This window comes from Trichococcus sp. ES5, assembly GCF_900067165.1.
Lineage (GTDB): Bacteria > Bacillota > Bacilli > Lactobacillales > Aerococcaceae > Trichococcus > Trichococcus flocculiformis.
The window spans coordinates 1-14,739 of record NZ_FJND01000017.1; the positions used below are offsets into that span (position 1 = coordinate 1).

12 protein-coding genes are annotated in these 14,739 nt (G+C 46.9%); all 12 read right to left on the reverse strand.

The genetic code is table 11. The features are described from left to right. Positions 1-467 (reverse strand): helix-turn-helix domain-containing protein (locus tag TES5_RS11490; protein ID WP_232309369.1); only part of this gene is annotated, 467 nt, incomplete at its 3' end. A gap of 101 nt (positions 468-568) precedes the next feature. After that, on the reverse strand, positions 569-1,981 hold the full coding sequence (gene ffh / locus TES5_RS11495; RefSeq protein WP_068562140.1) for a signal recognition particle protein: 1,413 nt from the start codon (positions 1,979-1,981) through the stop codon (positions 569-571). Positions 1,982-2,001: 20 nt separating this feature from the next. Continuing rightward, complete coding sequence (locus TES5_RS11500; RefSeq protein ID WP_068562141.1) at positions 2,002-2,349, reverse strand: putative DNA-binding protein; 348 nt, start codon at positions 2,347-2,349, stop codon at positions 2,002-2,004. Positions 2,350-2,571: 222 nt separating this feature from the next. After that, positions 2,572-3,585, reverse strand: a complete 1,014-nt coding sequence (ftsY, locus tag TES5_RS11505) for a signal recognition particle-docking protein FtsY (protein ID WP_068562142.1) — start codon at positions 3,583-3,585, stop codon at positions 2,572-2,574. A 32-nt stretch (positions 3,586-3,617) separates the two neighbouring features. Continuing rightward, on the reverse strand, positions 3,618-4,430 hold the full coding sequence (gene yidA, locus TES5_RS11510) for a sugar-phosphatase (protein ID WP_068562143.1): 813 nt from the start codon (positions 4,428-4,430) through the stop codon (positions 3,618-3,620). Between the two features lie 14 nt (positions 4,431-4,444). Next, positions 4,445-8,005, reverse strand: coding sequence for a chromosome segregation protein SMC (gene smc / locus TES5_RS11515; RefSeq protein ID WP_068562144.1), 3,561 nt, complete (start codon positions 8,003-8,005; stop codon positions 4,445-4,447). Positions 8,006-8,036: 31 nt separating this feature from the next. Next, entirely contained in the window at positions 8,037-8,726 is a 690-nt protein-coding gene (gene rnc, locus TES5_RS11520) for a ribonuclease III (RefSeq protein ID WP_068562145.1), read from the reverse strand. A 198-nt stretch (positions 8,727-8,924) separates the two neighbouring features. Beyond that, positions 8,925-10,697, reverse strand: coding sequence for an oligopeptide ABC transporter substrate-binding protein (locus TES5_RS11525; protein ID WP_178137843.1), 1,773 nt, complete (start codon positions 10,695-10,697; stop codon positions 8,925-8,927). Between the two features lie 14 nt (positions 10,698-10,711). Next, a complete protein-coding gene (locus TES5_RS11530) occupies positions 10,712-11,587 on the reverse strand; it encodes an ABC transporter permease (RefSeq protein ID WP_068562192.1) in 876 nt (291 codons plus the stop codon). A 116-nt stretch (positions 11,588-11,703) separates the two neighbouring features. Further along, complete coding sequence (locus tag TES5_RS11535) at positions 11,704-12,654, reverse strand: ABC transporter permease (RefSeq protein ID WP_068562147.1); 951 nt, start codon at positions 12,652-12,654, stop codon at positions 11,704-11,706. Positions 12,655-12,656: 2 nt separating this feature from the next. Continuing rightward, positions 12,657-13,598, reverse strand: coding sequence for an ATP-binding cassette domain-containing protein (locus TES5_RS11540; RefSeq protein WP_068562148.1), 942 nt, complete (start codon positions 13,596-13,598; stop codon positions 12,657-12,659). A gap of 1 nt (position 13,599) precedes the next feature. Next, entirely contained in the window at positions 13,600-14,613 is a 1,014-nt protein-coding gene (locus tag TES5_RS11545) for an ABC transporter ATP-binding protein (protein WP_068562149.1), read from the reverse strand. Positions 14,614-14,739: the final 126 nt, after the last annotated feature.

A 14,739-nucleotide genomic window follows, 5' to 3' on the forward strand; every position in this document is an offset into this window, starting at 1 on the left:
AAATCGATATTACGGATTGGAAGTACGGCAGCATTTATCAAAGCGTAAACGGTCTTCGTGCATGGTACGCGTTCGTCAGGGTGCAACTTTCTATAAGAGTGTACAAAAGTATCCACACTATGAATCCGCAACCCCTTCTTGGGTGCTAGATTTTCAGGTAAGGCAGCAAGGAAAGCCGCAGAATATTTATTATGATCCCGCGCATGCGAGTTCTCACGATTTTCTTTATAAACCCGTGCGCCTGAGGCGGCAATATACTGCTCGTAATAATTGCGCTTATAGTCAAGCTGGCGCGTTCTACCGCGTTTCAACTCACGAGAAACAGTGGGTTGGCTGACCCCTAATTCTCGCGCCATTTCAGCTTGTTTATAGGTGCCGCTTTTCGCCATCTGTTCCAGCATTCCGCGTTGGATGTCAGTAAGTTGTTTGAAGGTGCGCTTTTCTGTGATACAATTATTTTTGGTCATGTAGATACCCCTTATACTTTTGGTTTGGTTGCTAACAAGTATATCGTATCTACATGATTTTTTTGTTTATTTCCTTATGCATTTCATTTTACAATTTTCCATTATTTTTTCTTTTTCTTCTTTTTGTTCATCCGTCTGGCCATTTGCTGCATGGCCAGCTTGCCCATTTTGCCTTTAGGGCCTTGTCCTAGGAGGCCTTCCATACCTGCAAAATTACCTTTGGACATCTTGTTCATCATGTCTCTGGATTCGTTGAATTGCTTGATCAGACGGTTTACTTCCGCCAATGATCTTGCAGAACCTTTCGCGATCCGTCTGCGTCTGCTCTGTGAAAGAATTTCAGGGTTTTCGCGTTCAGCGGGCGTCATCGAAAGTACAATTGCCTTCATATGGGCTACATCTTTCGGATCTATCTTCATTTGATCCAATCCGGGAACATTGCTCATGCCCGGAATCATCTTCAGAAGGTCCTCAAGCGGCCCCATGTTGGTGACCTGATCCATCTGCTCGATGAAGTCATTGAAATTGAAAGTGTTCTCGCGGATTTTTGCAGCCATTTCTGCTGCTTTCGTCTCATCAAAATCTTGTTGCGCGCGTTCGATCAATGTCATCAGATCGCCCATACCCAAAATTCTGGAAGACATGCGTTCAGGGTAGAATGGTTCAAAATCTTCCAGCTTTTCACCTTGACCCGTAAATTTGATTGGCTTTCCGGTTACCGATCGGATTGACAGCGCAGCCCCCCCGCGTGTATCTCCATCCAATTTAGTCAAAATGACACCGGTTATGCCGAGCTGTTCATTGAAAGATTTCGCTACGTTGACGGCATCTTGCCCCGTCATCGCATCCACGGTAAATAGGATCTCGGTAGGATTGACGGCAGCTTTGATGTTCTTCAACTCTGTCATCAATACTTCATCCACGTGCAAACGTCCCGCCGTATCGATGATTACCAGATCGCGGCCATCGAGTTTGGCTTGTTCAACGGCCTGCTTCGCAATATCGACCGGATTCGCTTCCGCTCCCAACGCATAAACCGGGAAATCCAATTGTTTGCCTAAAGTCTGCAATTGATTGATCGCTGCCGGGCGATAAACGTCGGCTGCTACCAGCATCGGGCGCTTATTTTCTTTTTTCTTCATGTAGTTGGCAAGCTTTCCGGCAGTTGTGGTTTTACCTGCACCCTGCAAGCCGACCATCATCACGACGGTTGGAGGTTTAGCAGAAAATTGGAACGGTTCCTGCTGCCCACCCATCAATTCCGTCAACTCTTCGTTGACGATTTTGATGACTTGTTGTGTCGGTGAAAGTGACTCGAGCACATCAGAGCCCAACGCTCGCTCATTCACTTTTTTGACGAAATCTTTTACTACTTTAAAATTCACGTCGGCTTCCAGTAAAGCCAGACGTACTTCACGCATCATTTCCTTAAGATCGGCTTCCGTAATCTTGCCTTTTTTGCCGATTTTGGTCATCGCGCCTTGGAGACGCTCGGACAATCCTTCAAATGCCATATTTTCCACTTCCTTACTGTTTATTCATCTTTGTCATCCAGTTCTTCCAGATTTGCGATCAGCCTTTGCAAGGATCTGTCGTCGGGATATTTTTCTTCGGCGTAATTCGCCAATTCATCCAACTTTTTATTCCGGAGTCTATAGTTTTGCGCCAGCTTCAACTTCTGTTCATAATCCATCAGAATCTTTTCGGTGCGCTTGATGTTGTCGTACACTGCCTGCCGGCTGACCTCGAACTCTTCAGCGATTTCGCCCAACGAATAGTCATCACCATAATACAAAGAAAGATAGCCTTTCTGTTTGTTTGTCAACAGGACATTATAGAATTCATAAAGAGTATTCATATTATTGGTTTTTTCCAGTTCCATCAGAATACCTTCCTTCTCGTACGGATTGTCAAGAAAAAATCTTTACACTTCATTACATTACCGATTTTGCCAAGCTTAGTCAACCATAAATTGCACTGAAGCAGTGTCACCACAACAAAAAGCAAAATCAGGCCGGCAATCCCGATGCGATTGCCGGCCTGACCATGCTTCTGTCGGCACTTACTATGAAACGTGCCTTACGAGGCAGGACGATCTATTTCCTTATTTTTTCTCAAGCAGATCCTTTACCAATCCGTAAATATACTGCTCCGGATCAAAGGGCTGCAGATCATCCAGGCCTTCACCCAACCCGACGAATTTGACGGGGATATCCATTTCTTGACGAATCGCCAGGATGACCCCGCCTTTCGCCGTTCCGTCCAATTTCGTCAGAATCAGACCGGTGACATCGGTCGTCTCCTTGAATTGCTTCGCTTGTATCAAAGCGTTCTGACCGGTCGTGGCATCCAACACTAACAATGTTTCGGTTGCGCCGCCGGGTATTTCTCTTGCGATGATCCGATTGATTTTCTCCAATTCCTTCATCAGGTTCACTTTGTTCTGGAGTCTTCCTGCCGTATCGATCAACAGGTAGTCATAATTTTCTTCTTTGGCTTGCTTCAGGGCATCATATACGACGGAAGCCGGATCGCTTTTTGCATCGCTTGTCACAACCGGCACGCCTACACGTTGCCCCCAAACCTCCAGCTGTTCGATAGCTCCGGCTCGGAAAGTATCCCCGGCCGCCAACAAGACGCTGTTCCCTTGGTTCTTCAACTGGTAAGCATATTTTCCGATGGTAGTCGTTTTCCCCACTCCGTTTACGCCCACAAAAAGAATGACGGTGGGCCCATTTTCATTTATTTTGATGGTAGGCAATTCCGTCTGGCCTTTTTCATAGATTTCGACCATTTTTTCGATGATGACATTCTTCACTTGTTCTCCCGTGCGCACGTTCTTCATCTTGACTTCATCACGCAGTACATCCGATAGTGCCAACGTCATATCAAACCCGACGTCTGCGGAAATCAGCGTTTCCTCCAAATCGTCAAAAAACTCTTCATCTACTTCCCGGAAACCGGCGAATAGTTCATTCATCTTCTCTGAAAAGCTTTTGCGTGTCTTTTCCATGCCTTTATCGAATTTATCGATGACAATCTTATTTTCTTCAGTTACCGGTGTCTGAACAACATCTTCACCTGTAAATGCGCGCTTTATTCGATCGAATAATCCCATTTGAACACTTCCTCTCTTATGCCAGTCTGAAATTACGCAAAGACGAACGTTTCGATGGCGTGTGCAACGCCATCTTCCCCGTTTGTTTTCGTGATAAAACTAGCCCGTTCCTTGATTTTATCTGGTGCGTTGCCCATCGCGACGCTTACACCCGCAAAATCCAGCATCGCCAAATCGTTCTCTTCATCTCCGCAAGCCATGACCTCATCGGCAGTGATTCCAAGATGATCGCATAAAGCTGCGATACCGTTGCCTTTATCAACTTCAGGATGCATGACTTCAAACAGAAGCGGGCGCGATTTCATCATCGAATACTTGCTGTAGAAGTACGCCGGTATCTTCGCGATTGCTTCATCCAGTACAGCAGGTGCGATGCAAAAAACTACTTTATTGAACGCATCCTGTTCCTGAAAGTCTTCGATTTTCTTCTCAACGAACGGCAAGCTTGAACTCTGCAGGCTCTTGTACAAGGACTCCCTGCCTTGCGGGTATTCCGGTTCGTATACGAATTCCAGATCCAGCATGTTCATCGGGATGTTCAGTTCCTTGCTTAGATCATAGAGTTCCACGATTTGACCGTAGTTCAGCACTTTTTGGGAAATGATTTCCGATGTTTTATTTTTTTGAACCAAGCCGCCGTTATAAGTGATCGAGTAATCTTCTGCTTGAAGCAAGTCCAGTTCGTCCACGTAAGCTTTGATGCCCATGAGTGGGCGTCCGGTACAAAGGACGATTTTCACGCCTGCTTCCCTGGCACGATGGATTGCTAGTTTGTTCGCTTCACTGATTTTTTTGTCAGGATTCAGCAATGTGCCATCCAAGTCAAGTGCTATCAATTTAATCATTTATCTTCATCCCCTTAACCTATGTCTTCGTAATCTTCAAATTTTACCGATGCCAAGCGGGATACGCCGGAGTCCTGCATGGTCACACCGTACAATGCATCCGCTTCTTCCATCGTGCCTTTGCGGTGGGTGATCACGATGAACTGGGTCAATTCGGTGGATGCCGCCAAGTATTTCCCGAAACGGGACACATTCGCTTCATCCAAGGCAGCCTCCACTTCATCCAAAATACAGAATGGTACCGGTTTGACCTCGATGATGGCGAACAAGAGTGCGATCGCGGTAAAGGCTTTTTCCCCTCCTGAGAGCAGACTGAGTTGCTGAAGTTTTTTGCCTGGCGGTTGCGCTACAATTTCAATTCCAGTTTCCAACAGGTCGTTCGGATCAGTCAACTCCAACGTCGCTTTGCCGCCGCCGAATAATTTCGGGAAGGTTTTTTCGAATTGCTTTTTGATCTGGATGAAAGTCTCCTTGAAACGCAACCGGACTTCATCGTCCATTTCGTTCATCGTATTCAGGAGATTCCCTCGGGCAGAAAGCAGATCCGTTTGCTGTTCCGAAAGGAAAATGAATCTTTCGGAAATGCGATCATATTCCTCAATCGCCCCCATATTGATCGGACCCAACTCCTCGATGTCTTTTTTCAGCTTTTTAACTTGTCGGGCTGCCTCTTCGGGCTCTTGGGTCAAGTGATGGTCTTGTTTCGCAGCTTCGAAGCTGAGACCGTACTCCTCGCTCAAGTGCGCAAGGTGGTGGTCGATGGCGATTTCGTAGCGTCCAGCGTTTGTCTCCAGTTTGGCGTGCTCACTCCATAGTTTTTGGAGGTTTTTATTTTTTTCGTTCTGTTCGGTTTCCTGAAGAGCACGATTTTGTTCGGTTTGTTTTTTTTGCTCCCGTAATTGTCTTAATTCTGCATCGAATCGCTCTTTTTTTGCACTGGCGGACTTCAGCTGCGTTGTGATCTCTTGGATGGTGAGCGTCTCCGTATCGGCCAGCTTAGCGACTTGATCTTGTTTGCCCTTCAATGAGCTGATGGCTTCCTGTTCCGTTTGGATGCGTTCGGTCGACTGTTTCACATCACGCCGCAATTGCTTTTCCTGCTCTTGCAGGACAGCAAGCTCCTGATCTGCTTGCTGGCGGTTCACCTGAACGTCCTGCAGCAGTTTCAAGCGTTCCTCTTCATTCAAGCTGGATTCCGCTATATCCTTTTGAAGCTGATCGATTTCTTTGTTAAGGATAAGCAAATTTTTTTGGGCTTGAGCCAATCGCGTTTGTCTATCTTCTTGCTCTTCATAAAACATGCGCTTTTCATATTCATGCGCAGCCGATTCTTTTTCTTTCGTCGCAATTTCGGCTGTCACTTGCTGCAGGGAAGATTCCCTTTGCTGCAGTTCAAACTGTTTGATTGTCGCTTTTTGGCGTTTGTCATCTAATTGTTCCCGCAAGCTTTGTTGCTGCAGCGACCATTTTTCTTGCTCCCGTTTCAGCTGATTGTATTGTACGGACAGCTGTTGCACGTATTCGGTCAGCTTATTCAGATTATTTTTGCGGGCCAATAAGGACGCTTCTTGTTGACGCCTCGTCGCGCCACCCGTCATCGATCCACCGGCATGGATGACATCCCCTTCCAGGGTTACGATCCGATAACGGCTCTGCAATTTTTTGGAAATCTGAAGGCCGTCCTGGATATTTGACGCTACGATCGTTGTCCCCAACAGACTGCTGACGATCGCTTTGTACATTTCCTCATGACAGATCAGCTCATTCGCGATGCCGATATATCCGGGGCTGGCTTCTAATGTTGCCCGCACAGACGCGGGCAAGGACTTGCCCTGGATGACTGTCATCGGCAGAAAAGTGGCGCGCCCTAAGTGTTGGGCTTTCAGAATGCCGATACACTGTGATGCAGTGCGTTCATCGGCTACTACGATGTGCTGCATAGTGGCTCCCAGTGCAATTTCTATGGCCAAGGTGTATTTTTCTGGAACTTGGATCAATTCGGCGACGGGACCACGGATACCCGGAACACTTTCCCTTCTCCGCAGCATTTCCTTTACGCCTTGATAATAACTGGCATAGCTGTCGTCCAACTCCTGCTGGCTCTCACGCCTTGCTTCCGCCTGCTGCAGATTCCGGGTTACGGTATCCAACTCCGCATTCAGTTGTTGGAGTTTGGATACGAGCTGGAAGCTATTCTGTTTGCAGTCCTGCAGTTCCGATTCCAGATTGGCGTTCTCTTCAACAAACGTGACGTATTCCTCATTCAACGCTTGCTGTTTCGCTTTTAGTTGGCGCAGATGCTTCCTGAGTTCGTCGCCTTTCGAAAGGAAACGGTGCTCTTGTTCGGTTGCGAGCGTCATTTCTTTTTCAAGATGGACGGTTGTGTTGCGGTTGCTGGATTGTTCCTGCAGCTTGTTGATGTAATCATTCCGGAGTTGTTGGACAAGCTCCGCCTTATTTTGCGTCAGCTGTGCTTCCTTTTCGGAAAGGCTCGCTCTTTTTTCAGAGAGATTTTTCCTTACTTCCACTTTCGCCGCAAGTTCAGTCCGTAAAGCTGCCAGATTGGCTTTTTCGGTCTTGATCAGTGCCTCTTTTTCAGCGATGATTTGGGCTTGCTCTTCTTGATTTTTAGATGAGTACATTGCCCGTTGCTGGAAAATCTGCTTTTGACCTTCCAGCTGTTCCAATTTCTGGATGACTGTTACGTAGCCGGTCTGCAGTGTTTCCAACTGTTCGTCGCAAGCATCCAGCTTTTGCTTGAGTTTCTTCAAGGCAGCCTGCGTGACCGCAAGCGATTGTTCTTCCATGCTGATTTTTCGGTCATAATCAGCCAGCTCGCGTTTGCTCATTTGCCACTGCGCATTCAGCCTCTCAATTTCAGAAGCGGTCAAAGCAATTTCGATCTCGCTTAATAACGTTTTTTTCTCCTGGAAATCCAAAGCTGTTTTTCTTTGGATTTCCAAAGGAGCGAGTTGGCTGTTGATTTCATGCAGGATGTCCTCAACCCGATTCAGATGTTCTTCCGTTTGGGACAGCTTTCGTTCAGCACTCGTTTTACGATTCTTGTATCTGGCTACTCCGGCAGCCTCTTCGAATATGACTCTTCTATCCTCAGGTTTGTTCTGAAAAATCTGTTCCACTTTCCCTTGCGAAATCATGGAAAAAGAATCTTTTCCGATGCCTGAATCCATCAATAATTCCGTTATGTCTTTCAATCGGCATGGCTTTTTATTGATGAAACAGTCACTGTCGCCATTGCGGTTGTATCTTCTGGTGATGCTTACTTCGCTGAATTCCAGCGGCAGAAATCCGTCCTCGTTGTTCAGGATGAGGGTAACTTCGGCAATGTTGACAGGCTTGCGTGTCTGCGACCCGGCAAACACGATATCATCCATTTTTTTGCCGCGCAGATTTTTTGCGGATTGTTCCCCCAATACCCAACGGACAGCTTCAGAAAGGTTGCTTTTGCCGCTTCCGTTCGGTCCTACTACCGCTGTCACACCTTCATCAAATTCGATTACGGTTTTGTCGGCGAATGATTTGAAACCCGACATTTCTATTCTTTCAAGATGCAAAGAAAACATCCTTTCCGGTGAAACTTGCTTTTCATTTTTTTAGAGATTCCAAAGCGTTTTGTGCCGCTTTTTGTTCAGCTGCTTTTTTGCTAGGGCCTTGACCTTGACCCATCACTTTTCCGAATGCCCGCACTTCCACATCGAACTGTTTTGCATGTGCGGGCCCGTCTTCACTCAGAAGAATATATTGGATATCCACATCCCCGTTTTTTTGTAGTTCTTCTTGGAGGCCGGTCTTATAATCCATCACATGTGAAAAAGCATCCTCGTTTAACTTGGTGATCATGACTTGGCTAATGAACTTTCTGGCGGCTTCGATTCCTTGATCAAGGTAAACGGCCCCAATGAACGCTTCGAATACATCGCACAGCAACGCTGGTCGTTGCCTTCCGCCCATATTCTCTTCCCCTTTACCCAAACGGATATAAGAGTCGAAGTGACAATCCTTCGCGAAAGCAGATAAACTAGGTTCGCAGACGATTTGCGCCCGCAGACGGGTCATTTTGCCTTCATGCCACGTGTCATAAGTATGAAACAAATAATCGGAGATGATGACTTCCAGGACCGCGTCTCCCAGAAATTCCAATCGCTCATTGTCCTGCAATGCCAGATGACGATGCTCATTCACATAAGATGAATGGGTAAATGCTTCATGCAAAAGTTTCTCGTTCCTGAAAACAATGGAGAAATCAGTTGCTATTTGTTTGACTATTTTTTCCAATTCATTCCCTCCTTTCCTTGATTGGACTCCTTGCTGTCAAGGTACTTTTGAAAATAGAGTCCTTTTTCATTATACGACAAATGCGTGCCATAAGCACGCAAATTTCGTTCTGGAACTGTCTGTCCGTTTTCAGAAGAAAGAGGCCTGGACAAAAGTCCGGGCCTCTTCCTCATTTCTGGTAAATAAACGGAACGCGCATCACCGGACTGGTTCTTCTGATGTCAGTTCGATGGTTTCCCATCCTCTGGTTGCACCATAACGGATATTGAAGTTCTTTACGCGGTTGTTGACGGCAAAAATCTGCGTACGCCAGAAAGTCGGGATGACAGGCGCTTCCTTGAACAGCAACGCTTGCCATTCTTGATAGATCCCCGTCCGCGCATTTTCGTCCAAAGCACCCGCAACGTTGAGCTGATCCACCAAAGAATCATTCTTTTCGCTGGACCAGCGGGTGTAGTTGAGAGCACTTGTGCCGCTGAACATTTCGGTCGGATTAGGATCCATGCCTATGTCCCAAGTTGCCTGATAGGCATCAATAGACGAATCATCGGAGGCAAGCATATCATGAAACTTCTGGTATTCAATCAATCTACCCGTGGCGAGCGAGACATTCAAACCGATTTCTTGCCATTGTTGGATATAGTAAGCAACAACGGTCTCAGCCGCATCTCCCTCTAAAACTGCCGCAAAGTTGATTTCGAGTTGCTCTCCCTCCGGCGTTTCCCGGAAACCATCGCCGTCATTGTCCAGATAGCCAGCCTCATCCAACAGACTTGCAGCCTTCTCCGGATCATAACTGAAGCCAACCGCCTCATCAGCACTGACGCCTTCGAATACGGATGGAATCATACCGTTTGCCGGTTGCCGCAGCCCATCGAAAAGGACCGCAGCGACAAATTCGTTATCCAGCGCATATGCCATCGCTTGCCGCAATGCCCCATCCGCCATTTTGGAACTCAGATTCAGGCTGTTGTCGCCGGCTTCAACATCTCGGGATCCTAATTTGAACCCGATATAGGTTGTGGCCAATTCTTCTCTGCCCAGCAAGGTTATATTATCAAAATCTTTATAGGTTTCGTAAGAACTCGTCGGCATGATTGCGACGTCATAATTCCCCGCTTCCATTTCGGATACAATCGTCGCCGAACCCACAACTTCCACGAGGATATGATCCAACTTCGGTTTCCCTTTCCAATAATATTCATTGGCTTCAAAAAGGACCGACTCTCCCGGAACGATTTCTTTGACCCGAAATGGACCTGTCCCAACAGGTTGTTCACGCAGTTGAGCGGAGCCAGCCATTTTCGAAACAGGGATACTTTCAATTTGGTGCCTCGGCAGCGGTTGACTCCATAAGGCTCCTCCGGCCTGAAAAATGGATGGATTCAATTCTTTAAAAGCAATGGTGAGGTGCGTATCATCCAAAACTTCGATTCCGCTGATCGCATCAGCCGTACCTTCATGATACTCGGTCATGCCCAGAACATTCGCAAAGGCCTCTCCATAAAGAGAACCGGGATATTCCGGATGCCCGATTACTTCATAGGCATAAAGAATATCATCTACCGTGAGTGCCGCCCCGTCAGACCACTTCAGATTATCCTGCAAAGTGATCGACACTGTTTTTAAATTTTCATTTACAACAAAAGTGGCCATGCCGGCCTGGGTAAGCTGGAAATCCTCATCATAAGAAAAGATGGATTCATGTGAAAAGCCCATTAGTTCCTCGTCATAAGAATCTTCAGAAAAAACCGGGTTGAATATACCCTGGAAGGAAGATTCAGCAACCAGCGCGTATTTCAACATTCCTCCGGTGATGGCAGGATCGTCGTTGTTCATGACAGTATCGAATTCCTGTATGACAACGGATGAATCGGACACGTTCCCATCCGTTTCCGATAGAATGTTCTCATTTCCGCAACCGCCCAGCAACGCAGCCAAGAAGAACGATACAATCATTTTATTAAGCATTCTCATCCTCCTTATTATGCTTGCATTTGTTTAGCATCGGCCGCACGCCGCAATGCCTGTCCGACATAAATGATGCACAACAACATTGCAAAGATGAATGTGGATGCTGGTAACCATACCCATAAATAGTTCTCAAAGACGATCGGAGAGATTGCATAACGCAATAAATTACCAAGGCTTGGCACCGTTGATGGTAACCCAAATCCCAGAAAGCTCAAACCTGTTTCCATCCCGATATTCCTTGCCAATGACATAGTCGTGTTGATGATGACAAGTGAACTAAAATTAGGCAAGATTTCACGGAACATGATCAGCAAGTCGTTTGTTCCTGCTGTTTTGGATGCCCGCACATAGTCACGTTTGGTCTCAGAACGCGTTCGATTTCGAAACACCTTTGATTTCCCAGACCAACTGAATGCGCTCATTAGCAAAATGAACGTAAAGAGATTGTACTCCGATAAGGTGGTCATCAGCACCAGAACCAGCACACTTGCCGGGAGTACCATGATGAAATCTATAAAGCGCATGAGCAGTCTATCCAATAAACCGCCGTAATAGCCGGACAGCAGACCCAATCCGATTCCGATGAATCCATTCAGGGCTGTCACAGCGGTGCCCGCCATCAGTGAGGTGCGGGCTCCCAGCAACAGCTGCCCCAGCACATCCCGTCCCGCTTCATCCGTACCCAACAGATGTCCTTTTCCCGGCGAAGCGTACCTGTTCAATAGATCCACCCGCATAACTTGGCTCGCATCAAAAAAGAGGGATCCCACAAACACCAGTAGCAAGAGCAAAACGAGCGCACCCAAAGCAGTGACCGCCAACTTGTCTTTTCGGAATTCTTTCAGCATACTGCGGAAGTCGGCAACCGTCCTTGTTTCGTCATTCATTTCGTGGCTCGAACGGTTCTCTCCTGCCGCAAAGGAGGCTATCTCCGTCTTCAACTCTTCCATTCTACCTGCTTTCTTTTCTTCTTCTGTATTCAATATATCCCCCCTTTATACTTTTACTGCCTCATCCTGACGCGCGGATCCGCAATTGTCAAAATGATGTCAGATACTAAGGTGCCAATCAAAGCCGCCAGCCCATAAATCAGCAACAGGACGACGATGACGCTGAAATCGCGTGCTTCTAAAGAACTGATGAACAATCGGCCAATCCCCGGGTAGGAGAAGATGTATTCGATAAAAATACTGCTTCCAATGAAACCGGTAATGTCATAGCCGAACAAAGACGTTACCGGCATACTTGCTTTCCTAAAAATGTGCCTCCGATAAACCATGCTCTCCGGAACGCCTTTCGAGCGGGCTGTCAGTACATAATCTTCTTGTTTGGCTTCGATTATGCCTGATCTTAACCGTTGGATGTTGCCTGCGGATGCCGAGAGAGCAAAAGTCAATGCCGGCAAGACTACGTGATGGAGCCTGTTCCAAATAGAGACAATCGCACTCTGAGATTCCGGCAACAACGGCATCCCCCGCGTCGGAAATAATTCCAACTTGAATCCAAAAAGCCAAACCAACACCAAGGCTACAATAAAAATGGGCAAGGCAAAACTGATGCTGTTCAATAACCGAATGACTTTATCACCCATGGAGTCATTAAAACGTCCTGCATAAATGCCAAGCGGAACTGCGATCAAGTAAGACAACAAAAGAGAGACCGTTGCTAAAAAAAGTGTGTTACTCAGCCGCGCGCCTATCAGAACTTCCACAGGCATCAAGTAGGTATAACTGAGGCCAAAATCCCCGTTGAGCATATTCCCGATCCACTGCAGATAACGAACATACCAAGAGTTACCCAGAGTTGCGGTCATGCTGCCCTGATCCATCCCCTGAATGATGCGCCCAGTCAACGGATCTCCTGGCATCCATTGTGCCAACGCAAACACCAACAAGCTGAACGCCAGCAATTGCGGAATGATAAGCAAGGAGCGTCTCAGAATTTTGTTCCACATGGCTACCACTCCCCCTTCGATGGTTTAACGGCAACCCGATGCGTTTCCGAAAATGGGACCAAGTCGCTGATACGACCGTCCTTTGCCAGATAGCTCGCCATACTTTGTTCGTATTCTGATTCTATTTCCCGCCGTAGACGCTTATGTAACTCCCGATTGCCTGGATCCAAATTCGGAATTGCGGAAAGGAGTCTTTTCGTATAGATATGTTGAGGATTTCGATAGATGTCTTGCTTGTCTCCGTATTCCACGAACCTTCCTCGGTACATGATTGCCAACTCATCACACATCTGTTTCACGACGCCAAGGTCATGGGAAATGAAAAGATAACTGAGTTTGTACTCTTCCTGGATGCGTTTCATGTAATTCAGCACTTGCGCCTGAACGGACAGGTCCAATACTGAAATGGGTTCATCAGCTATGACAAATTTTGGCCGCAGCGCAACCGCTCGCGCCAACGCAATGCGTTGTCTTTGACCCCCGGTGAATTCGTGAGGATACCTTTGCAGTGCATCTTCCGGCAACCCTACCATTTCCAGTAGTTCCAGGACCCGTTTCTTCTCCTCCTGCAGGGAAAACTGCTCAAAATTATGCAAAGGTTCGGAAATGATTTGTCCGATTGATTTTTTGGGGTTCAAGCTCGCACTCGAATCCTGAAAAATCATCTGGATATTTCGTTTGTGGGGCGATTTTCTTTTTCTTATTGCAGCGGTCACGTCAATGCCTTCATAAATGATTTGACCGGCAGTGATTCGCTCCAACCCGACAATCGCTCTTCCGACTGTGGACTTGCCGGACCCTGATTCCCCCACTAAACCGTAATTTTTCCCTTCTTCCATCAACAGACTAATGCCGTCAACTGCTGCAAGGCTCTTTTTCTTGAATAAGAAGTCGCTCTTGATCGGGTAATGAACCTTCAAATTTTTGATTTCCAAGTGTCCCATCTTAATCACTCTCCCCTTCAAACTGGAAGGACTCATGGCACGTGCATCTGACAAAATGACCTTTGGAAACCTCATGCATTTTTGGTGACTCCTCATGTGCAGAAAACGGGACCCAAGGAATTCGCTCGGCAAAACGGCAGCCCTTTTTTGGCAACTGTTGCAAAGATGGAACATCCCCTTGGATCACATAGAGTTCTCCAGCATCCGGATCGCACGTCTCGTTCATTTGCGGCATCGAGCGCAACAAAGATCGGGTATAAGGATGCTTTGGATCCGTAAAAAGATCGACAACACCGGCCGATTCAACAATTTGCCCTGCGTACATGACAGCGACCCTATCCGCAATCTCGGCTACGACACCCAAATCATGGGTAATCAAGATGATTCCGGCACCCGTTTCGTCCCCCACCTCGCTCAATAAATCCAATATTCGAGCTTGCACAGTTACATCCAAAGAAGTCGTCGGTTCATCTGCGATGATGATTGGAGGCTCACAAGCAATTGCGATGGCGATTCCAACCCGCTGGCGCGCTTCCCAAGACAGCTCATGCGGGTAGCGAGCGGCCGTTGCGTTCGGATCATCCACCTTAACTTGGGTCAATAGTTCGCACACACGCAGCTCACGCTCCTCTTTTGTCATCTTGGAATGATAAAGCAGCACTTCTTCTATCTGTTCGCTCACCGTCATCAAAGGATTGAGGGCCGATAGAGGATCTTGAAAAATCATCCCGATGTCGTTTCCTCTTATGCGGTTATAGAGCGTCTCATTCAGATCGATGAGATTCAGGTTCTGATAGATGATCTCTCCCGAAATCCGCGTATTCACCTTATTATGGAGTCCTACAATCGTTGTTGCGAGGGTACTTTTCCCGCAGCCGGACTCTCCTACAATCGCTAAAATTTCATTTTTTTCCAGACTGAAGGAAACATCGTCGACTGCATCATAATAGTTATCCTGCATATGGAATGCAGTATGCAAAGCATTTATCTCCAACAAAGGTCTTCCATTTCCCATCGTGCGCCCCCTCTCATACCTATATAACAAACTTGAGGAAATATCTTCTAACATTATACGTTTAAGCACATCCAAAAACAACCGCCATTTCATCCATTTTTAATTCATTTCATACTTCTGCCATAA

What these genes read in the sequence shown, in the direction of transcription:
- ffh (WP_068562140.1), bottom strand. Translation starts at nt 1,981, where the DNA reads ATGGCATTTGAAGGATTGTCCGAGCGTCTCCAAGGCGCGATGACCAAA.
- TES5_RS11500 (WP_068562141.1), bottom strand. Translation starts at nt 2,349, where the DNA reads ATGGAACTGGAAAAAACCAATAATATGAATACTCTTTATGAATTCTAT.
- ftsY (WP_068562142.1), bottom strand. Translation starts at nt 3,585, where the DNA reads ATGGGATTATTCGATCGAATAAAGCGCGCATTTACAGGTGAAGATGTT.
- yidA (WP_068562143.1), bottom strand. Translation starts at nt 4,430, where the DNA reads ATGATTAAATTGATAGCACTTGACTTGGATGGCACATTGCTGAATCCT.
- TES5_RS11525 (WP_178137843.1), bottom strand. Translation starts at nt 10,697, where the DNA reads ATGCTTAATAAAATGATTGTATCGTTCTTCTTGGCTGCGTTGCTGGGC.
- TES5_RS11530 (WP_068562192.1), bottom strand. Translation starts at nt 11,587, where the DNA reads ATGAATGACGAAACAAGGACGGTTGCCGACTTCCGCAGTATGCTGAAA.
- TES5_RS11535 (WP_068562147.1), bottom strand. Translation starts at nt 12,654, where the DNA reads ATGTGGAACAAAATTCTGAGACGCTCCTTGCTTATCATTCCGCAATTG.
- TES5_RS11540 (WP_068562148.1), bottom strand. Translation starts at nt 13,598, where the DNA reads ATGGGACACTTGGAAATCAAAAATTTGAAGGTTCATTACCCGATCAAG.
- TES5_RS11545 (WP_068562149.1), bottom strand. Translation starts at nt 14,613, where the DNA reads ATGGGAAATGGAAGACCTTTGTTGGAGATAAATGCTTTGCATACTGCA.